Source organism: Neoroseomonas oryzicola (genome assembly GCF_012163135.1).
In the GTDB taxonomy this organism is placed as follows: Bacteria; Pseudomonadota; Alphaproteobacteria; order Acetobacterales; family Acetobacteraceae; genus Neoroseomonas; species Neoroseomonas oryzicola.
The window spans coordinates 1-23,622 of the sequence record NZ_JAAVUP010000023.1; the positions used below are offsets into that span (position 1 = coordinate 1).

The 23,622-nt window shown below is 67.9% G+C and carries 14 protein-coding genes and 1 tRNA gene; 5 read left to right on the forward strand and 10 right to left on the reverse strand.

All coding sequences use genetic code 11. The annotated features are described in order from the left end of the window. Positions 1 to 14: 14 nt before the first annotated feature. A tRNA-Met gene (locus GWK15_RS24830) sits at positions 15 to 91 on the forward strand. On the opposite strand, the gene GWK15_RS24835 is transcribed toward GWK15_RS24830, so the two are convergent. The 5 genes from GWK15_RS24835 to GWK15_RS24855 form a co-directional block, all read right to left on the reverse strand. Beyond that, the gene (locus GWK15_RS24835; protein WP_168044193.1) at positions 48 to 1,769 is read right to left on the reverse strand and encodes a recombinase family protein; all 1,722 of its coding nucleotides are present in this window, start codon (positions 1,767 to 1,769) and stop codon (positions 48 to 50) included. The two genes, GWK15_RS24830 and GWK15_RS24835, sit on opposite strands and share 44 nt — an antisense overlap. Next, positions 1,769 to 2,920 carry a site-specific integrase gene (locus GWK15_RS24840; protein ID WP_168044169.1) on the reverse strand — a complete coding sequence of 384 codons (1,152 nt, stop codon included), beginning with the start codon at positions 2,918 to 2,920 and terminating at the stop codon, positions 1,769 to 1,771. The genes GWK15_RS24835 and GWK15_RS24840 overlap by 1 nt, the downstream gene beginning before the upstream one ends. Beyond that, positions 2,920 to 4,629, reverse strand: coding sequence for a tyrosine-type recombinase/integrase (locus GWK15_RS24845; RefSeq protein WP_168044171.1), 1,710 nt, complete (start codon positions 4,627 to 4,629; stop codon positions 2,920 to 2,922). Before GWK15_RS24845 ends, GWK15_RS24840 begins: the two co-directional genes overlap by 1 nt. Before the next feature lie 140 nt (positions 4,630 to 4,769). Continuing rightward, entirely contained in the window at positions 4,770 to 5,072 is a 303-nt protein-coding gene (locus GWK15_RS25715; RefSeq protein WP_209442413.1) for a helix-turn-helix domain-containing protein, read from the reverse strand. Positions 5,073 to 5,179: 107 nt separating this feature from the next. Then, the gene (locus tag GWK15_RS24855) at positions 5,180 to 5,515 is read right to left on the reverse strand and encodes a hypothetical protein (RefSeq protein WP_168044173.1); all 336 of its coding nucleotides are present in this window, start codon (positions 5,513 to 5,515) and stop codon (positions 5,180 to 5,182) included. Between the two features lie 677 nt (positions 5,516 to 6,192). On the opposite strand from GWK15_RS24855, the gene GWK15_RS24860 reads away from it, so the two are divergent. Beyond that, entirely contained in the window at positions 6,193 to 6,813 is a 621-nt protein-coding gene (locus GWK15_RS24860) for a hypothetical protein (RefSeq protein WP_168044175.1), read from the forward strand. Positions 6,814 to 6,816: 3 nt separating this feature from the next. On the opposite strand, the gene GWK15_RS24865 is transcribed toward GWK15_RS24860, so the two are convergent. The 3 genes from GWK15_RS24865 to GWK15_RS24875 all read right to left on the reverse strand — a co-directional run bounded on the left by GWK15_RS24865 (position 6,817) and on the right by GWK15_RS24875 (position 17,319). Further along, positions 6,817 to 7,976, reverse strand: a protein-coding gene (locus tag GWK15_RS24865) for an IS3 family transposase (protein ID WP_168044177.1) whose coding sequence is annotated in 2 segments (ribosomal slippage) — positions 6,817 to 7,715 and positions 7,715 to 7,976 — 1,161 coding nt in all. Because the reading frame shifts where the segments join, the coding sequence is not laid out codon by codon here. A 93-nt stretch (positions 7,977 to 8,069) separates the two neighbouring features. Then, entirely contained in the window at positions 8,070 to 16,631 is an 8,562-nt protein-coding gene (locus GWK15_RS24870; protein WP_168044179.1) for a GH36-type glycosyl hydrolase domain-containing protein, read from the reverse strand. A 106-nt stretch (positions 16,632 to 16,737) separates the two neighbouring features. Next, the gene (locus tag GWK15_RS24875; protein WP_168044181.1) at positions 16,738 to 17,319 is read right to left on the reverse strand and encodes a peptidoglycan-binding domain-containing protein; all 582 of its coding nucleotides are present in this window, start codon (positions 17,317 to 17,319) and stop codon (positions 16,738 to 16,740) included. A gap of 502 nt (positions 17,320 to 17,821) precedes the next feature. Between GWK15_RS24875 and GWK15_RS24880 the strand changes: the two genes are divergently transcribed. Next, positions 17,822 to 18,061 (forward strand): hypothetical protein, encoded by a 240-nt coding sequence (locus tag GWK15_RS24880; protein WP_168044183.1) that lies wholly within the window; start codon positions 17,822 to 17,824, stop codon positions 18,059 to 18,061. Between the two features lie 103 nt (positions 18,062 to 18,164). Here GWK15_RS24880 and GWK15_RS24885 read toward each other — a convergent pair whose 3' ends face one another. Further along, entirely contained in the window at positions 18,165 to 20,705 is a 2,541-nt protein-coding gene (locus GWK15_RS24885; RefSeq protein ID WP_168044185.1) for a cation-translocating P-type ATPase, read from the reverse strand. A 364-nt stretch (positions 20,706 to 21,069) separates the two neighbouring features. Between GWK15_RS24885 and GWK15_RS24890 the strand changes: the two genes are divergently transcribed. Continuing rightward, a complete protein-coding gene (locus tag GWK15_RS24890) occupies positions 21,070 to 21,450 on the forward strand; it encodes a hypothetical protein (RefSeq protein ID WP_168044187.1) in 381 nt (126 codons plus the stop codon). 51 nt (positions 21,451 to 21,501) lie between these two features. Here GWK15_RS24890 and GWK15_RS24895 read toward each other — a convergent pair whose 3' ends face one another. Continuing rightward, on the reverse strand, positions 21,502 to 22,071 hold the full coding sequence (locus tag GWK15_RS24895) for a lipid-binding SYLF domain-containing protein (protein ID WP_168044189.1): 570 nt from the start codon (positions 22,069 to 22,071) through the stop codon (positions 21,502 to 21,504). Between the two features lie 953 nt (positions 22,072 to 23,024). On the opposite strand from GWK15_RS24895, the gene GWK15_RS24900 reads away from it, so the two are divergent. Beyond that, positions 23,025 to 23,294 (forward strand): hypothetical protein, encoded by a 270-nt coding sequence (locus GWK15_RS24900; RefSeq protein WP_168044191.1) that lies wholly within the window; start codon positions 23,025 to 23,027, stop codon positions 23,292 to 23,294. The last annotated feature ends 328 nt before the right edge of the window (positions 23,295 to 23,622 follow it).

Genomic DNA, 23,622 nt, shown 5'->3' on the forward strand with positions numbered 1-23,622 from the left:
ACCCACCACACCCACGCGGGGTGGAGCAGCCCGGTAGCTCGTCAGGCTCATAACCTGAAGGTCACAGGTTCAAATCCTGTCCCCGCATCCAACGACGCCATAACTTCCCGACCAAGGCCGCCAACCGTAAGGTTCGCGGCCTTTTTCGCGTCTCCGCTCCCAGCCTCTGGCTCACCCGCCGCATGCAGGAAGGCCGCCAGATCACCGCGCAGCGACACCGTGACCTCGCCGCGCCGCTCGCCCGGGAAGACCAGGATCGCGTCGATCAGCGCGCGCAGGGCCTCTGTCGCCGCCATGGCCGTGACCGCATCGGCCAGCGCCTCCTCCAGCGCCTCGACCCGGCGCCGGTACAGCGCCGGCAGGTTCGGGTGCAGGACGGGAGTCGGCTCCGGCTCCCCGGCCGCGGCGATTTGCTGGGCCAGCTCCTCCTGCCGCCGCTCGAGATCGCGCACCTCCGCTGCCATCGCCGCCCCGCCGTGTCCGTCCTTGATCAGTTCGAGCAGGTTACGGATCTGGCGGGTCAACTTGGCGCGCTGCTGTTCCAGCCCCGCCTGGCGCGCGCCGCGTTCCCGGTTCGCCGCGTTGACCTCGGCGACGTAGGTACGGACGAACTCCTCGACCAACTCCGGTGCCAGCAGCCGTTCCTTGAGGCCGACCAGAACGCGGGGCAACAAGACCCCACGCAGGATGGTCCGGCGGTTCGTGCACGTGCCACGCTCCACGTAGTTCGCGCAGCCCAGCCGACCGTTCGGTCCCATCACGGTCAACGGGCCATTGCAGACGCCACATCGCACCAGGCCGGACAGCGGCCAACGCGGCCGGCGGACCGTTCCGAGCCGCTCGCCTCGGTTTGCGGTTGGCTCGGCCGCAGACGAACTTAAATCGAGAACTGCCCGGCGGTTCGCGGACAGGCGCGCCTGCGCCAGGTCCCAGGTCTCGGCATCGATAATGGCCAGGTCTGGCACGGAGGTCGTGATCCAGGCCTCGCGCGGGTTCGGCCGCGCCACCCGCTTGCCGGTGCTCGGGTCCTTGATGAAGCGCTGCCGGTTCCATACCCGCTCACCGATATAGAGCCGGTTCCTCAGCAGGCCGGTCTCGCGCCCGGCACCGCCGAGTAGCAGCGACGCTGTCCACTTGCCACCGCGCGGCCCCGGCACGCCCTCGGCGTTCAGCACCTTAGCGATCGAGCGCGGGGACTGGCCGGCGGCAAAGGCGGTGAAGATCCGGCGCACGATGGCCGCCTCCTCGACCGCGATCTCCATCTCGCCGGTGATCGGCGTACCATCGGGGCGCAGCCCGCGGCGGATGCGGTAGCCGTAGCTGAGGCCGCCTCCGCTGCCGCCGGCCCGGACCCGTCCCTCCAGGCCGCGATGGGTTTTCTGTGCCAAGTCCTTGAGGAACAACGCCGACATCGTGCCCTTGAGGCCGACGTGCAGTTCCGAGATGGCGCCCTCGGACAGCGTCACGACCTGCACGGAGGCAAATGACATCTGCTTATGAAAACCGGCGATGTGCTCCTGGTCCCGACTCAGACGGTCCAGCGCCTCGGCGAGAATCACCTCGAATTGTCCCGCCCGGGCATCGCGAATCAGTTGCTGGAACTGCGGTCGTGACGCCGAGGCCCCGCTGAGCGCGTAGTCGGCGTAGACCTCCACCACCGTCCATCCCTCGCGCTCGGCGCGCGCCCGGCACACCCGCACCTGGTCCTCGATGGATTGTTCCGACTGCGCGTCGCTGCTGTAGCGCGCGTAGATGGCGACTCGCGTCATCACGACCGCTCCGACTCCAGAGGAAATGCAGCATACCTGCCCGCACCGCGTGCCCCCCGGCGATGCGCGAGGATCGTGCTCTGCACGCGCCGCAGCGCCCGGCGCTGCCCGGCGGCGATGTAGTAGCGCGCTGTGGTGGCGAAGCTGCGGTGCCCCAGCAGGTCGGCGGCGATACGGACGTGCTCCGGGTTGTCCTCGGCCAGCGAGGTGGCCGCGCAGTCGCGGAACAGATGGCAGTTCACGTGATGGCCAAAGCGCTCGCGGGTGTGCTGCTCCACCAGCGCCCGGGCCCCGCTCGCCGTCAGCGGCGCCCCCCAACGGGACAGCCACAGGGCGTTGCTGGGCTTGTGCGGAAATGTGCTCGCCGGCCCGCGGCCATGTACCTCGGCGAGGCGCGGGCGATAGAGTGCCAGATAGGCCTCGAGCGGCGGCACCAACACGCTGGGGACCGACTGCACCAGCGGCGTGTGGTTCTTGGTGATGGCACCGGGGAGGGCGATCTCCCACCCCTCGTCGGTTCGCCGGAGGGTCGAGCCGATCGCGAGTTCGAGGAGGTTCCGACGGCGGAGCGGCCGCATGGCCAGCAGCGCAATCAGCAGGCCGGCGCGGAACAGCAGCGCAGGATGGGTCGGGCCAACGCTGCCCGACGGCGGCATGGAGCGGGCCTCGGCCTGCACCATCAGGTCGCAGCCGAGCCGCAGCAGGTCCTCCTGCGGCACGATCCGCGCGGCCTTGTTGCGGACCGGCTCGGCAAAGCGCTGCTCCCGCCGGTGCATCTCCGACAGCCAGTGCCAGTCACGCCCCGGCCAGACCGCCAGGACAAAGCCGAGCAGGTGGCCGAGAAGGCCAGCGACCGAATACGACGCGCAGCGCTCGCGCAGGGCCCGCACATGCTCCCTGACCCGTTCGGGGGTCAGGCGCTCTGTGGCGGCCTCCATTTCGAGGTCCACCCCGAAGCGCTGCAGGTGGCTGAGCCAAGCCCCATAGGCCCAGATCCGCGCAGTGTGGGTGGCCGGGCGCCACCCGGCAGCGCCGCCGCCCTCCTCGAAGGGATCGCCGCGTCGGCAGGCCGCCGCATACGCGTCACGGTCGGTCGCCGGCCAGTCGGCCAGCGGCAGCGACAGACGGCCCGTGGATGGGCAGCTTTCCATCAGCACCGCCCCTTGCGCCCCGCCTGCATCCCGGCGCGGCGGCGCAGCACCAGTTCGTCATGCTGGCGGATCGCCGATTTGGTCTGGAAGCCGGAGTAATGTGCGCGGGTGGTATCCGCCCGCTTATGGCCGAGCGCCCGTGTGACCAGCGCGTCCGCGCCCGGGTTCTCGCTGAGCTCGAGATGCGCCAGCAGGTGCCGGAACAGGTGCGGGTGCCACGCCACCCCGGCGACACCGGCCATGGCCTTGGTCACCTGATCGCGCAGAGCTCCAGTCGATTTGTGGGTGCCCGGCCGCGCCCCGGGGAAGAGCCACGGCGAGGCCGCATCGCCGAGCAGCGGGCGGTACACCTTGAGGTACTCGCGCAGCAGGCGCGCCGACACCCAGGGCAGATCGGCCGTGAAGGGGGTGCGATTCTTGACGCTCTCCCGCGGGACCAGGATGTCGATACCACCCCGCTCGCGCAGCAGCAGCGTGCGGCCGATCTCGAGCTCCGTCACGTTGGCGATCCGCAGCCCGGTCATCAGGAACAGCTCGATCGCGACCGCGGTCTGGAAGGTCTGCGCCAGGGTCACGGTCGGCGGGCCGGCGCGGCGCACCCGTCCGGCCAGGGTGTTGGGCAGCGCCAGGACCATGTCGAGGCGGCGCGGCTCGTTGACCTGCGCGAGCCGCGCCTCGTTGCGCGGCGCCAGCCCCTCATGCTCGGGGCGCAGATTGCGCGCCAGGCGACGCAGTGTCTCGCAGTCCTGGTGCGGCAGGGCGAGCCAGTGCCGGGCGATCATCAAGGCGACGCCGGCGATGCCGGCGATGTGCTGGGTGCGGCGCTCGCCCTGCCGGGCGTAGATGATCCGCAGCGCCGCGCGGGCGTTCTCGACCGTCACCGCCCCGGCGAGCGAGGTCATCGCGGCCGGATCCTGGCCGGCCTCCACCAGGGCGCCGAGATAGAGCGCCAGGTACTTGTGCCGGCTCCGGATCGAGGCCGGGCGCAGCGCGCGGAAGTCGCGATCGGCAAACGGATCGCGGCCGAGCCGGTCGAGCCAGCGCTCAATCTCTGTGAGCAGGGACGGCGGATAGGTGTCCCACGGCAGGCTGTAGCGGGCCTTGCTGTTCGGCAGGGCGAGCGGCGCCGCCTCCCCGTCCTCGGAGCGGGCGAGGGCGGCGTTCCACACGCGGATGGTCTTGCGCAGGATCTTGGCTGGCTCGCTGGTCAGGCTGCGATGCACGAGAGCCTCGCGGTACCGCTCGAGCACCGCGTCATCGACCGCCTCGGGCTCGATCCCCAGCTGGGTCGCCCAGCGGCCGAAGCGTCCGAGCAGGAACAGGGCGTCGCGATCGGGGCGGACGCGGTCGAGCAGCGCCTGCCAGACCGGGCTGGGCGCCAGGTCGAAGCGCTGCGGCAGGAAGCCCGGCGTGACCCGCGCGAGCGCTGCCGCCAGCATCGAGCGGACATTCGACCAGCTGCCGGCGGTCAGCCGCGCCATCGCCGGCGTGACCGGATCGAGCAGTGGGCGCAGCCGGACCGGGTCGGCGGGGATGGTCTCGATCGGGCGGCGCAGCGCGCGGCCGGCGGTATTGATGGCGGAAGCCATCAGGGCTCGGCGCCGCTCGGGCAGCGCCTCATCCCGCAGCACGACGGCCCGCAGGTTGGCCAGGGAGAAGTCGCTGGGCGGCGGCGCGAGGAGCGTCTGTGGGTCGGGCATGTGGGTCATGACTGAACTCCCGTGGCCTTTTGTTGCCGGATTTAGACATTTCTGAGTGCGTATACAAGGAAACGTTTCTCGTTACTCAGTACACGTACTCAGAATAGCCGAATAACTGCGTACCAATACAGGACAATTCGGGACAGTTATTACTGCTCCATCGAGGCCGCGACATAGGCCGCCAGCTCGGCGTCCTGGATGCGCAGGCTGCGACCCACGCGGTGCGCCCGCAGTTCCCCGCGGCCAATCAGGCGGCGGACCGTGCGGATCGAGACGCCCAGGTACTCGGCCACCTCCGCGAGCGAGCGCAGGCGGCCGCCCGGCGGCAGCGCGCGGCGGCCCATCCCGAGGCTGCGCGCCAGCGCCCCGGTCGACATCGGGGGTACGCCGGAAACACCGCGCTGCGGGGCCGGGTCACCCGTGACGCCCCCCTCGACCCCGCCCCCCTGCATCACCGGGTGATGCCCCGGAGACTGACCGCCGCGATCGGCCCCGACGCTCTCCTTGCCCTGGCAACATGCATCACCCGGTGACGCCTGCCGGGCGGTGACCCGGCGCATCAGAAGAGCTCCTGCTGAAGCGGCTCAGGCGTCTCGGGTGACCGGGCCGCGCCCGGGCGCTGGCGGCGCGGGGTGGGCGACTTAGGCTGCTCCGAGCGGCGCCGCTCCTCTAGAAGGTCGACCGCAAGCGCCAGCACCGCGTGGGTGCTCAGGCTCATCTCGGCACAGAGGCGGCCGACGCGCTGCAAGAACTCGGCCGGGAGGTCGGTCGAGCGCAGCTGGCGCTTGGCGCGGTAACGCGCCTGGCGCGCCGCGCCGCCGGTCAGCGGGCGCGGCGGCTGTTCGGCGGCATGCACCTCGGACGAGGTGTCGGAGCCGGCATCACTGAACGTCATTGGAGGTCCTCAAGGCTGCTGGAGGTGGAGCGTTCCGGCCGCGCCAACGCCTCCCGCGCCGCCTGCCGGGCCAGGGCACGAACGAGACGGATCAGAGGATCGGCGTTGGGCGCACACGCGCTCGAACCCACCGGCGTGCTCCCGGCAGCCTGAAGCGCCGGGCCAGGAGGCTCGGTGCGGCAGGTCGATTCGGGCGGCGGCGGGCGTGCGGCCATGCCCCCAGAGCGCCGTCACGACGTGTGGCGTACAAATGTGATCAGCCGGTCCCGACGGCGCCGCACGTGGGGGGCTGCCGTCCGAGAGATCGCTCAAATCACTGAAAACACGCCGTTATCCCGCTGACGGCAAACCTCTCGCCCTGGTGAAAGAAATCCCTTGCGGGTTGACGAATCGGGAGGGCGCGCAGCGCGCGGTGCGGCATCCCAGGGGCAGGCGAGCAAGCGTAGCGGGTGCATCACCGCAGTCGCGGACTCGGATGGCGACGTAGATCCGACAGTACCTCAGGCGGTCCCACCGCATGGTCGTGACGGCAGCGTCCCGGGGCGCGCTCAGGCGCCCAACCCGGGAGCTCCCAATCAGATGTCCGCATCAATTCTTGCGCGAAGGTTCCGAACATCGCCCCTGGCGGCCAGTTTGGCATCGGCCGCCGCCGGCGCGACGCTGCCGGGAGCGCCCCGATGAGTGGGCTCGACCGCATGAAGGCGGAACAGCGCCGCATCCTGCACGGCGGTCGGTTCCGCCCCGAGGATTTCTATGCATCAGTGCCGACCACTTGGCTGCAGGGTGCGGCCCGCAGCCTCAGCCCGGCGGCATTTCGAGTGTTCTGGCTGGCCAATGCCAACTGGGCGCCCTCCCACCGCCCGGGCGAGCGCGGCCGCGCCGTGCTCGGCTACAACCAGATCCGCTCTCCGTCGCCCGCTAGCCGCCGCCAGGACAATGCGGTGCCGCCCGGCCGCAGCGCCATCGCTGCCGGCATCCGGGAAGCGATCGCGGCTGGATTCCTGGAACTGGCGCAGGCCGGCAGCCGTCCGCGGGGCCAAGCCGGGGCCCGCGGCCGCGCCGCGGAGTACTTCGTGCCGTGCCGAGAGGTGGGCGCTGCGCTGCCGTCCGTGGTCGCCCAACTACAACGCCTGCAAGGCAAAGTGCGGCTGCACGCGGCTTTCATGCGCAGCCTTGCGGCCAGGTTGTCATGCCCCGCGCTGCGGCTGCTCGGCCTGCTGATCTCCCGCGGGCACCGCGAGGCCAGCGGCGATCTTGATGTTGGAGTTGCCCCGCTTCCATGGACGGTTTGTGGGTAGCGGTCATTCCTTCATGAGCATCTTCCTCGCTTCGAATTCGATGGGCGAGAGGTAGCCGAGAGACGAGTGGCGCCTGGCCGGATTGTAGAAGCCCTCGATGAAGTGGAAGACGGCCATGCGGGCCTCGGCCTGGGATCGGAAGCGGCGCCGATCGAGCAGTTCACATTCGAGCGTGGCAAAGAACCCCTCGGCCAGCGCGTTATCGTAGGCGTCGCCGACCGATCCCGTGCTGGGGCGAACGCCGGCTTCCCGACATCGCATCCCGAAGGCCAGCGACGTGTATTGGCTGCCCTGATCGCTATGATGCACGACATTGGCCGGTTTCCTCGTGGTGACGGCCATGTCGAGGGCATCGAGGACGAGCTGCGTGCGCAGGTCGTTCGCCATCGCCCAGCCAACGATGCGCCTGGACCAGGCGTCGAGGACGACGGCGAGGAACAGGAAGCCTGCCGCGGTCGGCACATAGGTGATGTCGGCCACCCACAGCAGTTTCGGCGCCGGCGCCGTGAAGACGCGGCCGACGAGATCGTTGGCTGGCCTATGCGTCGGCTCGCGCCGCGTCGTGGTCGGGAAACGGCGCCGCGACACACCGCGCAGCCCGGCCTGGCGCATCAGCCGCGCCACGCGCTTGCGGGCGATCGCCGTGCCCTCGGCCTGCAGTTCGGCATGCACCCGCGGCGCGCCGTAGGTGCCCTGCGAACCACCATGGATCGTGCGGATCCGCCGCAGCAGGACGGCATCGGCCTGGGCGTGAGCCGAGGCCGGCCGGCTGCGCCACGCGTAGTAGCCGGAGGCCGAGACCCGCAGCACGCGGGCCATGACACGGATAGGGATTTCGGCCTGGTGCGCGTTCATGAATTCGAAGACCCGGACGGGGTCTTGTCCCGCGCGAACCAGGCCGCCGCCTTTGCCAAGATGTCGCGCTCTTGGCGCAGGCGATGGTTCTCACGGCGAAGACGGCTCAGTTCGTCGCGCTCCGCGCTGGTCGTCCCGCCGCCCTTGCTCGCTCCGGCCTCACGATCCGCCTGGCGAACCCAATGAGCGATCGACTGCGCGTTCGGTTCGAACTCACGCGCAAGGTCCTGCGGGGTTCGTCCCGACCGGACCAACTCCACCACCTGCCGCCGGAACTCCGGCGGGTAGGGCACCCTGAACCTCGGCATCTCAGACACCTCCATCTCAAGCCTCGGGGTGTCCACGAAACCGGGTCAACATCAGGGCGCCTCTCCGGCAAACAGTCACGACGGCAGCGAAGATCATCCAAGCGTCAGGTTGACCAGGTGATGCACGCCATCGTCGACAAACGGAATTCGCAGCGGACGGTCCATGATCGAAGCGCCATCCAATGTGGCGGCGCCTATGCCCCTGCTGACGCCCACGCGGTTGTCCACCTGGATGAAGTACCGCGCATTACCGCACGCGACGTCTATCTCGAAGCGCGGCCAAGCCCTCGGAATACACGGGTCGAGGAACAAGACCGGGCCCCGTATGCGCAGCCCAAGGATGCTCTCGATGCCGGCGCGCTGCATCCATCCCGCGGAGCCCGTATACCACGTCCAGCCACCGCGCCCGATAAGCGCTGGCGCCGAATAGACGTCCGCTGCCATGACATACGGCTCCACCTTATAGCGGTGCACGCCTGCCCGGGTCCGGGCGTGGTTGATTGGATTGAGCAGTGCGAAAAGCTCGGCCGCCGTGTCGCCCTCGCCAAGCGCAGCGAACGCCATGACGGACCAGATGGCAGCGTGCGTGTACTGGCCGCCATTCTCGCGGATGCCCGGTGGATAGCCCTTGATGTAGCCGGGGTTGAGCGGCGTCTTGTCGAACGGCGGCGTGAACAACAGCGCAAGGCCGTCCTGCGGGCGGATAAGCTCACGCCTGACCGCCGCCATGGCCTGAGCCGCGCGCACCGGATCAGCCGCACCTGACAGGACTGACCAGGATTGCGCGATGGAATCGATCCGGCATTCATCGCTGGTGGTGGAGCCGAGCGGCGAAGCGTCGTCGAAGTAGCCGCGCCGGTACCAGCCCCCATCCCAACCTTCACGTTCCATCGATGCTCGCAGCGACACGGCGTGCGCGCGCCAACGGGCCGCGCGCTCTGTCTCGCCGCGCGCCTCGGCGATGGGCGCGAATGCCACGAGCGCAGCGTCGAGCAGCCAGCCGAGCCATACGCTCTCACCACGGCCCTCTTCGCCGACGCAGTTCATCCCGTCGTTCCAGTCGCCGGTACCGATGAGGGGCAAACCATGCGGCCCGATCGCGAGGCTCGTGTCGACGCCGCGGGCGCAGTGCTCGAACAGCGTCGCCGTCTCATCCGTAACCGTCGGCTGGAAGAAGCTGTCATGCTCGCTCGCCGTCAGCCGCTGGCCTTCCAGGAATGGGACTTCCGCATCCAGTACGGCCGTGTCCCCAGTCGCATCGAGATAGTGCGCGACGGCAAAGGCGAGCCAAACCCGGTCGTCGGAGATCCGCGTCCGCACGCCCTGGCCGGAATGCGGCAGCCACCAATGCTGCACGTCGCCCTCTGGGAATTGCCGCGCGGCGGCTCGCAGCAGGTGCTCTCGCGTCAGCGCCGGACGCGAGGCGGCGAGCGCCATGCCGTCCTGCAACTGATCACGGAAGCCGTACGCGCCGCTCGCCTGATAGAAGCCGGAGCGCGCCCAGACCCGGCAGGCCAGGGTCTGATACAGCAACCAGCCATTCAGCATGATGTCCATCGCCGGGTCCGGCGTGCGCACCTGCACCGCGCCGAGGACATCGTCCCAATGACGACCCACCTCCGCCTTCACGGCGTCGAGGTCGCACGCCCGGTAGCGCGCGATCAGGCTGCGTGCATCTTCGGCGCTGGCGGCCTCGCCGAGGAAGCAGACAATCTCCAGGACGTCCCCTGGCGCCAGTTCGAACGTGGTCCTCAGCGCGCCGCAGGGATCAAGCCCAGCCCCCGTAGTCCCGGACAGGGCCCCTGCGCCCGCGAGCGCCGCAGGGCGGGCGAGCGTTCCATTGCGGCCGATGAACTCTCGCCGATCTCCCGTCCAGTCTGTCTGCCGGCCGGCAAGATCGGCAAATGCGACGCGCGACGCGAAGGCCGGGTTCCAGGGATTGCGGGCGAACATCGCGCCGGTCTCGCTGTCGATATCCGTTGTCACGAAGGGAAGCGAGGCGGAGCGCGAAGGGCCAAGAACCCATTCGGCATACGCGGTGACCGAAAGTCGGCGCGCGCGGCCCGAGACATTGCGCAGCACCAGCCGCGAAATCTTGATCGGATCGTCCAGCGGCACGTACTGCAGGAGCTCGCTCTCGATCCCATGCCCCGCATGGCTGAACCGGCTGTAGCCGCGGCCGTGACGAGCCACGAAGGTCGCTGCTTCGTCACGGATGGGAAGTGCGGTGGGACTCCACAGCGCGCCAGTGTCTTCGTCGCGCAGGTAGAAGGCCTCACCCGGCCGGTCCGCCACCGGGTCGTTCGACCATGGAGTCAGCTGGTTCTCGCGGCTGTTGACCGACCAGGTGTATCCGCTGCCTTCGGTCGCCACCTGGAAGCCGAAGGATGGATTGGAAATCACGTTGATCCAGGGCGCCGGTGTCGATCGTCCGGGTCCCAGGATGGTGACGTATTCTCGTCCGTCCTCCGCGAATCCGCCGAGCCCGTTGAAGAGTTCGAGCTTCGGTAATCGCGGCGGAACATGCGGCATCACCGCCGTGGCCGCCGCCGGACGCGCCCAGGTCGTCGCCCCGCGCTCAGGCGCACGGTTCAGCTGGTCCGACAGGCGCCCACGCCGGCCAACGAGCACCACACGTGCCGTTGCCGCGAGCAACGCGGCTGTCTCGGAGGACATCAGGTCCGCGCGCACCACGAAGACGCGCCCGGGCGGCCCGGCATCCTGGTGCGGCGAGCGCGACTCGCTCGTCCGGGCGAGGGTCTCGAGCGCGACCTGGAGGTCCTGGACATAGGAGGAGGCGCGCTCGTTCAGGATCACGAGATCGACAGCAAACTGCTTCATCCGCCAATACTCGTGCGCCTGCAGCAACTGCCGGGCGATTCCGATTTCCTCGACATCGTTGATGCGCAGCAGGATGATGGGCAGGTCCCCGGAAATCCCCAGGGGCCACAGCCCCGGCTGCCCGCCACCACCGCGCCTTATGATGTCGGAGGACGGACGCAGGCTCGACGTGGTGTAGAGCAGGTGCCCCGCGAGCCGCTGGAACAGTCCCGCCTCGCCCGCATCGATGCCGAGGTGATGGAGCTGCACCTGTGCCTGCGTCCAGGCCAGCATGGCAGCCCGCTCGAAGCCCGTGGTGTCGTGGTGCTTGTCCACGAGTTCGAGAAGCACGTCGCGGGAGGAGGCGGCCATCGTCCAGAACGTCACGCGGGCGACGGCGCCAGGCGGGATCCGGACGCGTCGGCGCAGCGCGAAGACCGGGTCGAGCACGGTGCCAACCGTGTTGGAGAGCGCGCGGCCGTCCGACATCGCGATTGGCCTGCGGATGCTCGCCCCGCGCCCGAGGAAGCGGGCCCTGTCGGTCTCGAATTCCTGTCGACCCAAAGCCTCTCCGTCGACGATGGCGAGGTGCGCAGCCCAGATTTCGGGCTCCGAAGGAGAGCGTCGCCGGCGGGTTGCGAGGATCGCGCCGAGTCCAGCCAGATGCTCCGTCTCGACGAACAGCTTCGACAGCGCGGGATGCGCCACGTCCGCCGTCTGTGGGCCCAGCACGAGCTCGGCATAGGATGTGACCTCGATCTCCCGTGTGCCGGTACCCGCGTTCGAGATCGAGACGCGGCGGACCTCGGTATCGTCCTCAGCGGAGACCAGCACCTCCAGCGTCGTGGTGAGCTCGCCGTCGCTCCGCGTGAACGTGGCGCGATCCTCGTGGAACATGACCTCGTAGTCGTCGGGTTCGACGCCGCACGGCTGGAAGCCCGCCGACCAGATCACGTTGCTTCCGATGTCGCGCAGGAAGATGTAGGACCCCAGATCGTCGCAGGTGGCATCCTCGCGCCACCGCGTCACAGCTTGGCCTTGCCAGCGGCTCTGGCCAGAGCCGGCCGCGGTGAGCATGACGGTGTAGCGCCCGTTCGAGAGCAGATGTGCGGCCGGCGTCGCGTCCCGCGCGGAGATGTAGCGGCGACCGCCGACGGTCTCGATTTCCTTCAGCTGGACGGCGGGGTGCGTATCGGCGATCCAGGACGGCATGACGGTGATGTCGCGCGGCGTGCGCTCGTGCAGCAACAATTCGGTCGCCTGGATGATGGGCTCCGCATGGAAGCGGGCCCGCATAACGCCATCGAGCAGTGCGTCCGCGATGGCGACGATGGTCATACCCTGGTGATGCGCCATGAAGGCGCGCACGATCGCGACCTCCTGGCCCTCCGGCACGCGGCCCGGCGTGTAGTCCAGGGCCTCGCGGAAACCGTAGCGTCCGAGCGCGCCGATCTCGGCGAGGCGCCGGAAGTTACTGGCTGCCGAGGTCGGATCGACCATGGTGGCAAGCCCTGTCGCGTACGGCGCGACGACGGTGTTCTCGCTCAGGCCCCGCTTCAGGCCAAGGCTCGGAACGCCGAAACTGGAATACTGGTACGTCAGTTCCAGGTCGCGGGCGTTGTAGGCCGATTCAGATACGCCCCAGGGCAGGCCGAGTGTCGTCCCGTAGTCGACTTGGCGCCGTACGACGAGGCGGTTCGTCTGCTCGATCAGGCTCCCGGCCGGTGCGCGCATGATGAGCGACGGCATCAGGTACTCGAACATTGATCCCGACCACGAGATCAGCGCGGCGCCCCACGCCACCGGCGTGACCGCGCGGCCGAGACGGAACCAGTGGCGAGTCGGGACGTCGCCCTTGGCAATCGCGAAGAAACTCGCGAGCCGCGCCTCGGAGGCGAGCAGGTCGTAGCAACTGGGATCAAGCCTGCCTTCGGGCACCAGATAGCCGATGGAGAGCAGTTTGCGGTCGTGATCGAGCAGGAAGTCGAACTCCATGCCGAGCGCCATGGCACGGGCGGAGTCCTCCAGGGCCGAGATGCGGGCCTGCAACGCTGCGTCCGGCCCCGCGGGTGTCACCAAATCCCGGCGGTGGCTCTCGATCGAGCGCTGCACCGCCGCCACCCAGGACAGCATGTCCGTTCCGGCAGCATCGCCGCGCTCAGCGGCAAGCGCGGCTGCGATGTCGGCCATGATTTCGACCTGGGCGGCGAGTCCCGCGAGGCGTTCCGAGATTGGCTCGACCTCCGGGGACAGCCGCTGCGCTTCGGTCGCGAGTGTCGCGAGCGCGTCGTCCAGTTGCTGCCAGGTCACGGTCTGCGTCCGGCGTCCGTCGCGCACGCGGACACTCTCGGCGCGTGTGATGTCCAGCGCGTCAGCGATACCGGCGATGCGTGCCTTAGCGCTCAGCGGCAACTCGCGCCATTCCCGGCAGGCATTCGCGAGCGCGATGAGGTGTCCCGCCAGATTGCCGCTGTCGACGGTGGAGACGTAACGCGGATCGAGCGGCCGCAGGTCGCGCGTGTCGTACCAATTGTAGAGGTGGCCTCGGAACAGGGCGAGGCGACGCATGGACGCAAAAGTCGCCTCGAGCCGCTCGACCGCATCTGCGGTGCCAATCCATCCGAAGTCACGGGCACTCAGCACCGACAGGAGATAGAGGCCAAGGTTCGTCGGCGACGTGCGGTGAGCCACCTTCGGGGTCGGGTCTTCCTGAAAGTTGTCAGGGGGCAGCATGTTGTCGGCAGTCGTCACTAAGTCTTCGAAGAAGCGCCATGTGCGTCGTGCCGTCAGTCGTAGGCCGCGCATGTCGGCCTCCGTCATCGCCAGCCTGCCCGCGGCAGCCGGTGGGCGACTTGCCCACCACGCAATGCCGGGCGAGGCGATCCAGAGCAGGGCAAAGGGTGCCGCGAGTGGCCACGTCTGATGACCCCACAACGAGGCGATCAGGATGGCCAGGCCACCAATTGCTGGCGCACCCGCCATCCGGCGGTGGAAGTCGAGGAGATTGAGCCGGCACCCGGTCGTCACCTGGGCCGCGGTCACCCATTCCAGCAGGTGCCGGCGGGTGACGAGGAGGCGCACGAGCGTGCGCGCAATTGCATCGACCATCAGCCAGGCCTGATGCGCAAGGAAGGTGACGATGAGCAGCGAGAGGGCAAGTGCGAGGCGGACATCGACCCCGAAGGCGCGCAGTCGGCTCCGCAGCGTCAACCTGCGGCGGCGTGGCAGGATCGCGCTGATGACGGGAATGAGCGTCGGTAGCACGACGGTCGAGAGCAGGAACGCCGTCCATGCAAGTGACGCGTGGAAGGGAAGGGTCCAGCCGATCAGGAAAGCAAGCACGATGGCCGGCGCCGACAAGGTCCGGCGCAGGTTGTCGAGCATCTTCCAGCGCCCGATCCCGGGCAGGGTGCCGGACTCCGAGCCACGACCCACAGGGGCGGGCGCCGCTCCCAGGATCCACGGCAGCAATTGCCAGTCGCCCCGCGCCCAGCGGTGCTGACGAAGCGCCGAGACGTCGTAGCGGGCAGGAAACTCCTCGACCACCTCGACATCGGTGGCCAGGCCGGCACGAGCGAAGATACCCTCGAACAGGTCGTGGCTGAGCATCGTGGCCTCGGGTACCCGGCCCGCAAGCGCCGCCTCGAAGGCATCGACGTCATAGATGCCCTTGCCGGCATAGGAGCCTTCACCGAAGAGGTCCTGGTACACGTCGGAGACTGCCGACGCGTACGGGTCAATGCCGCTGTGGCTCGAGTAGATCCGCTGGTACGGCGAACCCTCCCGGCCGACCGGCAGCGAGGGCGTAACCCGTGGCTGGAGCACCGCGTGGCCTTCGACGATCCTGCCCGCCCGCGGATCGAGCCTTGGGTGGTTGAGAGGATGCGCCATCTTGCCGATCAGCCGCCAGACCGTGTCGCGCGGCAGTCTCGTGTCAGCGTCGAGCGTAATGACGTAGCGGATGCCGCTTGGCACAGCGCCAGGTCGCTCGCCCACCTTGATGAAGCTCGTGTCCGTCGCCCCGCGGAGCAATCGGTTCAGCTCGTGCAGCTTTCCGCGCTTGCGTTCCCAGCCGATCCAGCGTCGTTCGCCCTCGCTCCACTGGCGCCGCCGGTGAAGCAGCAGGAACCTGGCGCCGCCGGGCGCCGGGCCATGGCGCCGGTTCAACTCGGCGATACCCTCTGCCGCGGCGCCGAGCAGGGCGGCGTCGCCGTCCACCTGTTCGCTCGAAGCATCGGGCCAGTCCGAGAGGAGTGCGAAGTGGAGATCGCCGTCGGAACTTGCCAAATGTTGGACCTCCAATCGCTCGACCTGCTCGTGGATCGCCTCCGGCGATGTCAGGAGCATCGGCACCGCAATCAGCGTCCGCAGATGCGACGGCACGCCTTCGCGCAGTTCCAGGGCGGGCAGGAGCCTTGGACCGAAACCCCATGCCGTGCCTCGGTTCACCAGCGCGACCGCGACGTCCAGGGCCGGGATCGCACCCAGCGCGGCGAGCAGCGCCAGCGAAGCGTCGTTCAGCCCACCCGCGCGCATGGCCATCAGGGGCAACAGGAGGAGGAAGGCGGCGACGAGGGTGATCGCGCTGGCGTAGCCTCCGATGCCGAGTGCTTGATTCAACCGCCAGGCCCGCCCGCGCAGCGACGGCCTGAAGCCGATCGCCGCTTCGAAGGCGGCGCGACCACCCGCGAGGAGGTGATAGCCTGGATCGCCCCTGCGCCCGTCCGTGGCGTCCGCGTCCATGGCTGCGGCCTGCTGTGCAGCGAGCACCGCGCTGCGGGCGATGTCGAGTTCGTTATGACCTGATCCGCGCGCCAGTTCCTCGATCGCGCTGCGATAGAGGTTGCGGGTCGGGAAATCCATGTCCCGGAAGTCCACGCCTTCGGCCAGGACGTCGTCGACGAGGCTCATGCGCTCGAAGAGCGCAGGCCATTCGACATCGGAGACCATGCGCAGGCTGGTGATGATGTTGCGGACGGAGACGCTTGCTGCGCCCTGGCGCTGGTGCTCGTCCCGCACGACTGCTTCTGCAGAAGTGCCCTGCCTCGCCAGGCACTCGTCAAGCCAGGCCAGCGCAGGGACGATCCTGGGATCCTGGTCACGCAGCCGGTGCAGGAGCTGAACCGCACAGGCGTTGGTCGGCGGCGCGCCGTCGGGATGCGCCAGCACCGCTGCCAATGGCTCGGCCGTGCGGCCGCCCGCGCCCAGCAGGCGGTCCGCGAGTTCGTCGGCCACCTGGCATGACGCGCGATCAGCAACGACCTGCGCTGCCAACCGCCTCAGATTCTCCACCAGGACGATCCTGAGCGTAATGGAGATCGCCCAGAGTTCGCCAATCGTCAGCGCCTCGACGTCCTGGTAGGCACGCACGAAGCGGCACAGCGTCTCGGGCGCGAAGTGGCTGTCCGTGTGGGCGACGAAAGCCCAGGCGATGCCAAAGACACGCGGATATCCTGCCAAGGGCCCGGTGGCGAGTTTCGGCAACTGCCGATAGTAGCGGGGTGGCAGATCTTCGCGGATTTCGTGGATCTGCTTCTCGACGAGGTGATAATTGTCGATCAGCCATTCCGCTGCAGGCGTGATGGCGGCGCCTTCCTCCGCGGCCTTGCCGATCGCGCGATAGGCGTCGAGCAGCACAACTGCGTTGTCCATGAGCCGCGCGGCCAGCGGGTAGACCTTCAAGGGCTTCGGCGTGATCGTCTGTGCCACGGCGAGGCTGCGCGCGTGTTCCTCGAGGCGCTCGATACTGAAGAGTTCCTCGCGGACAGGAGCACCGCTGGCCCACAGCGACGCCAGGCCGGCGCGCCGGAATGCGGGAGGAATGAATCTTGTCACATCGAGCCCTCCGGCGAGTTCTGCGATCGCGGTAGCTCTCTGTGCTCGTTGTCCGTCAACTGGTGACACGGGTCTGAAGCGGCGCGACTGCTGCTTGAATCAGGCCCTACTGAAGCCGACGCGGCGCAGCGGGGTCATTCGGGTCGAGCCCCAGCGCCTGAAGGGTCGCGGGATTCACTTGGCCGGTCGCCTGCAAACCTCGCCCCTGCTGGAATCGCTCGATGGCTGTCTGCGTGCCGGCACCCCAGAGACCATCGGTCGCACCGCGATAGAAGCCAAGCGACCGGAGACGCTGCTGCACGTTCCGCACCGCGGCTGAGCTAAGAAGGTCCGGCACCGCAGCGCCTGACGAGGCTGCCGCAGGCGGCTGGGCGGGCCGCGCCACGAGCAGATCCCCGGGCGTCACGCCAAGCGTAGCTACCGTGGCCTGGTTCAACTGCCCCGTCACCTGAAGGCTTCTCGTCTGCTGGAAGCGTTCCAGCGCCGCCTGGCTATCCGGCCCCCAGATACCGTCGGCCCGGCCGGCGTAGACCCCCGCCTGCTGCAGCTTCTCCTGGATAAGGACCGTCGCGGCGGGCGAAAGGGCCTGCGAGTAGATCAGCACGGGCGGGGCCTGCGCGTAGCTGGGCTGTGTCGCCATCGTCATCACCAGGACCAGGCCGCCAAGGATTGCCTGTGACCGCTTCATCCCTCTCTCTCCTTGTCCGAGTGCTGTTACCCAACAACGTCGATGACGTCGGTTGGTTGCAGGGCTTTGCTCGTTCGGCGACAGGGAGGGCTCCACGGCGCGGAAATAGTGGCGGGAACACGTGAGTCCGTCTCGCGGTTGCTCGGGAGGCACGGGGCGTCTGTTTCGGTTCCGGAGAGCGTACTCTCGGGAGTCTCGACGTTCCTCTTCGACCTCCGCCTCGGGTTCCGGCGGCAGCTTGAGTTCTTGACCTGCCTCCCGATGGATCAGTTTCCGGGGTCAGGACCACGCTGCCGCCAGACGACAGTACCGGCGGACCGCTTCTACGGGGTCAGGTCAGGTGGAGTGGCGGATTCCTCTGCGCTCGGCTCATCCCCGGGCCCGTCGGCGAGGTCACCGTTTACCAGGGTCGGATCTACGGGCTGCAGGAAGTCACGCCCGCGCTGCGCTGCGTCAGGCCGACGCTGCCGGTGGGGCAGCGGGAGTTCGCGGCGGAGGTGGCGTGGGATCTGCCGAATCTGGCGCCGGGGGCGACCAGCCTGCTCGACGCCACCGTCGCCGGCGCGGGCAGGGAGACCTTGCACATGCGGCGCTGGCATCGTCGACGCGCTTCATCGAGCTCGACGCCGCGGCCTGGTCCAACAACAAGGTGCGCGTGATGGCGCGGAACATCTCGGGCGCGACATTCGATTTCGGCGCGGCGACGCTGTCAGTACAGGTGACGAAGCGACGGCCGCCGTAACTAGATCCGCCTACCCAGGGCCACGTAACTCATGGCGCTCTCGCTCCAGGCCCCCCCGCAGCCTGATGCCCAGCGCGGTGTGCGAGATTGTAGCAATGGTGCATCATGTCATCAGGCGCTTGCGCCAATGCGGCTTCAGTACTTCCAGGATGATGATGGCCAGAAGGCCCGCCCCGACCGTCACTGCCAGATCATCGGCATGCAGCGGGCCGAAGCGGAACATGCGCTGGACGAAGGGAACGAGCAGCGTGACTCCAATCATGACCGTCACGATCAGCATCACCCAGCGCAGCGCCGCGTTACGACGCCGGAACGCCGTGATGATCGAGGCACTGAAGGACCGGTTCACGAAGATCAAGCTGACGATGCCAAGTACGAGGGCGACGAAAGTCAGCGATCTGGCCTCCTGTTCCGGCATACCGCGATCCAGCGCCAATAGGAAAATGCCCGCCGTCAGCGCGAGCACCACGACGCCCTGCACCACACTCCAGCCGAGCAGCGAGGCCGAGAAGAGCGGCGCCGCAGGATCGCGAGGCGGGCGCTGCATGATGCCCTCTTCCTCCGTCTCGGCCTCGAAGACCAGGGTGCACACGGGGTCGATGACCATTTCCAGGAAGGCGATGTGCATCGGCCAGAGCAGTATCGGCAGCCCGAAGATGAGCGGCAGCAGCGCGAGGCCCGCGATAGGCACGTGGATCGCGATGATGAACCCCATCGACTTCCGCAGATTGTCGAAGACGCGGCGGCCCAGGCGCACGGCCGCGACGATCGAGCCGAAATCATCATCCAGCAGCACGAGCGACGACGCCTCGCGCGCCACATCGGTGCCGCGCCCGCCCATGGCGATGCCGATATGCGCGGCCTTGAGCGATGGCGCGTCATTCACCCCATCGCCCGTCATGGCGACGATCTCGCTGTCCGCCTTCAGGGCGGTCACGATGCGTAGCTTCTGCTCCGGCATGATCCGCGCGAACACCGTTGTGTTGCGCGCCTGCTCCGCCAGCATGGCGTCGTCCATGCCGGCCAGCGCGTCCCCGGACACGATGGTCTCGGCATCCAGGCCGGCCTGGTGCGCGATGGCGGCGGCGGTGGTCGGGTAGTCGCCGGTGATCATGACGACGCGGATGCCGGCCGTGCGACATTCGGCCACCGCGTAGACCACGCCTGGCCGCAGCGGGTCCGCCAGCCCCACCAGCCCAAGCAGGCGGAAGTCGAAGCCATCCTGCGTCTCCGGCCATGACTCACCGCGATGCGCAGCGTGGGCCACGGCAAGCACGCGCATGCCCTTCGCTGCCAGATCTTCGGTCTGCGCGGTCAGATCAGCGCGGGCATCGGCATCCAGGTGGCACAACGCGGCGATCGCTTCGGGGGCACCCTTGGCAGCAACGATCGCCTCGCTCCCCTCCGTGCCGGACCGCCAGACATTGCTCATCGCGAGCAGATCGGGGCGGAGGCCATAGGTGCGGAGCAGGTCGGATGAGCCAGGCAGTCCAGTGTCGGAGATGCCCTTAGCAACCGCGTGGAAGGCCTTCTCCATCGGGTCGAACGGCTGCGGCGCGCTTGCCAGCCTACCCGTCTCGGCCAATGGCCTAAACTGCTCCGGCAAAACGCCACCGTCCGGCCGGAAGCCTGTTCCATCCGGCAAGCGCAGCTCAGCCACGGTCATGCGGTTCTGCGTCAGCGTGCCCGTCTTGTCCGTGCAGAGCACCGTGGCGGAGCCGAGCGTCTCGATCGCTGCAGCACGGCGCGTCAGCACCCGCGCCTTGGAGATGCGCCAGGCGCCCATCGCCATGAAGACGGTGAGCACGACGGGTAGTTCCTCCGGTAGCATGGACATGCCAATCGCGATGCCGGCCAGCAGGGCGTCGAGCCACCCGCCACGCAGGCTGCCATAGAGCACCACAGCCAGCACGCTGACGACGCCACCAAAGATGGCGCAGAGCTTCACCAGCCGGCGCATTTGTGCCTGCAATCGTGGTGGCTCGGTCTCCAGCGTGTTCAGCGACTGGCCGATTCGGCCGATCTCGCTGCGCGGGCCGGTCCCCGTCACCTCCGCGATGCCGCTGCCGCGGATCACCAGCGAGCCGGAGAAGACATCCGGTAGATCATCGCCGCCCGGGCGCGCTGGCGGCGATGCCACGCTCGCCACCTTCCGCACCGGCACCGACTCCCCCGTGAGCAAGGATTCATCGGTCTGGACGTCAGTCGCCTTGATCAGCCTGGCGTCGGCCGGAACTCGGTCACCCTCCGCCAGCACGATCAAATCTCCACGCACGACCTCGCGGCCGGCGATGCGCCTTCGTTCGCCGCCACGGATCACCAGGGCGCGCGGGCTGGTCAGGTCACGCAGCGCCTCGAGGACGCGCTCGGTGCGGCTTTCCTGGACGACCGTGATCACGATGGAGAACAGCGCGAAGGCGAGCAGGATCAGCGCCTCCTCCGGGCTGCCGAGCAGGAGGTAGAGCACACCGCCGCCCAGCAGCAGCGCCAGCATCGGCTCGCGCAGCACCTCGAGCACGATCCGGAATGGCGTCCGCCGCCCGGCGCGTGGCAGTTCGTTGTATCCGTCGGCTTTCAGGCGGGCTGCAACCTCCCGCTCACTCAGGCCGAGGCCGGGCTCCTTGGCGATAGTTGCATCCACCATGCTGGTCGTCCTCTGGGGCAGCTTGCGTCAATGCCCACGCACTGAAGGACAGCGGGCGCGCAGATCCTGGAGCACGAATGGCAATGTCTAACCGTACGCTCCCGAACCCAATCGAACCGGGCAGCGTGTCATGGCCTGCGTCTTCTGCCGCAGCCCGGAGACGCCTCAGCGCAGGCCGAGAAGTCCCAGGATGACGAGCACAATTACAACGGCGCCGACGATGTAGACGATATTGTTCATGACCCGATGTCCCATTGCTGGCACGACAAGCTAACGGCGATGAAGGAGACGCCGCCTCGCTTCCAGGGCGCTGGTGTCAGCCGCGCGTCGTAATGAGAGCAGGGGAACGGTTCGGCCGAGCATAATGATCGGCCATCTCCCTGCGCGTTGCGTTGATCCAACTCAAACTGGTCAGTGCCGCGAGCGGCTCATCATGCCGAGCGCCATCCCGACACCGAACAAGATTAGCACGGTCGGCATCGGATTGCGTTCGGTGCTGGCCTCGATCTCCCCGCCTGCAGCGTTGACGCGCGACTTCACGTCGGCGGTCGTGCTGGCGAACTTGGCCTTTGCATCGCCAACCGCATCGGAGAAGTGTTGGGCAGGCGCCCTGCGCCTGCTTCTGCAGCAGCGCGCTGATGGATTCCGACAGACCGGCAACGTCCTACCGGAGCGCGGCCAGATTCGCCGCGATGTCTTCGGTTGTGCCTTCGGAACTCTTGGTCACGGAAACCTTCCACCATGAGGATGCCGTAGCGACGAGCACGCCATGCCTGTCCCGGCACGACGTGAACGTTCACTCCGGGTTGATGCGCGTGATCTTCGACCCGTTGATCGATAGGGAAGCCATCAGCCCCTGCTGGCTGAAGCTGATCGCGTAGACGGGCTCGCTCAGCGTTGTCGACGTGATGTTGGCCTGCAGACCCTGGTCGACCGCGACGACCGTCGGGCCGGTGCCGATTTCCCAGCCGCTCGCGGCATCGAGCGCGGCGCGCGCGGCATCCGTCATGAAGAACATCGCGAGCCCGGCGACCTGCGCGCCGATCGTGAAACCGAAGGATGCGCCGGCGATATTGTAGTAACCGATCGTACGTTCGCCCGCGATCAGCGCACCCTCGCCGTACTGGCCGCCGACAATGAAGCCGCCGCTCAGGATGCGCGGGAAGATGAGGATGGACTTGGCCCCGGCGAAGAGCGGGCGGGTGTTGTCCTGCGCGCGCAATGTGCGCAACGCGTTTGTGACCTCGCCGTCAATCTCTGCGCGCGTGGCGGCCTGGGCCCTCCGCGGCGCTACGGTCAGCAGGGTGGGCGCGATGGCGATTGCAGCGCCCAAGGGAAGCAGGTGCCGGCGAGTGTGCTGGGTCATGTCATCCTCCTGGCGGACGACGCTAGTCGCCGTCCGATGGGCAGGGCCAAGCCCTGCCTTCCGTGCCGACAACGCGCAGGGAGCGCGCGAGTTTCGTCTTCACACGACTTATCCCCAAGTCATTCCTAGCCACACCTTGTTTCGTATGCGCTGCCGCGGATCAAACCTCGCGCCTGCTGGGGCTTCGTTCTTCGGCCTAAGTGACTTATCGCAAGCCGAGAAATCCCAGAATGAACAGCACGATGACCACAGCGCCGACGATGTAGACGATGTTGTTCATGACCGATCCTCCTGCGCTGGCGTGAAGCATCTTTCGTCCTGAAAGAGTGTTCGCCCGGGCTGCCGGAAGTAGGTGCGATTGCCGCCAGCCGCGAGGAATACGTCGAAACCGATGATCGGTTTCATGTCGTCCGAATCAACGCGACGCTTGTGACGTTGATCCAACGCAACCCGATGGAGCGCTGCTGACCCGGCGCGCTGTGCTCCATCCCGTTGGAGATGACTCTGAAGACGCAGCCAAGGTTCGTGGGCAGGCACCCCTGAAAGTTCTCGTTACTTTGACGGACATCAATATGCGCGCCGCCTAAAAGAATAGGAAATGAAAGTTGTCGATTGGCCTCGCTGTTCGGTCGCAGTGGTCACTGCCTCAGATGCTGTTGCGTTCGCCCGCAAGCCCCAATGAGGAGGAGACTGCATGACGTCCTTCCGACTTCTCGCGTTCGGGCTGCTGGCCCTCGGCGCCAGTACCTGCGAACAGTGACAGGCCAGCCCCACCAATCGGCCCGGCACCGCGGCCACGCGCGCGTGGGACCGCGCCGCGGGCAGCAATGTCTCCGGCGCCCATCCCATGCAGTCCGACCGCATGCCCGGCAATCCCCCTGGCACGGCCGCAGGGCGCGCGATCGACCGTGCGGTCGGGACTACCGGAACCCGCTGAGGCAAAGGAGACGACCGTGCGCACAACGCGTCTTGCAGTCCTGCTCCTGGCTGGAGTCAGCCTGTCTGCCTGCGTCGGGGTGAACGACGGATACTACCGGCAGCCATACGGCACCTTTACCGGCAACACGCACCTCGCCTCGCCGTATGTCTATCAGAACGGCGCAACGCCCTACTTGTATAACCAGTCACAAGCGTCTTGGCCGCGCACCTACACCCGCCAGGCCCAGGGCAACTATCGCAATCGGCATAATCGCCCAACGCACGACAATCGAAGGAACTTCTGACCAGGACGGCACCGCCACATGCGGATCGTTGCATGCAGAAGGCTTAGTAAACCGATGTGCGTACCCTCAGCCGCAACACGGGGCGGCGGCTCAGCCAAGCCGCAGGCCCTCTCAGCATTGGAGGAGATCGTCATGCGAACCGGGACGTCAGTTGCATTGGCCATGGCCTTGGCAGGCTCCGTGACTCTCGGCCCTAGGGCCATGGCGCAGGGGACTGCCGCGCCGGCGGCCCCGGCCATCGTCACCCATGTCCAGACGGCGCAGGAACTGGCCGCCATCTGCGACCCCGCCTGGGGCGGCGTGCCGCGCCTCGAAGCCATCGCCTATT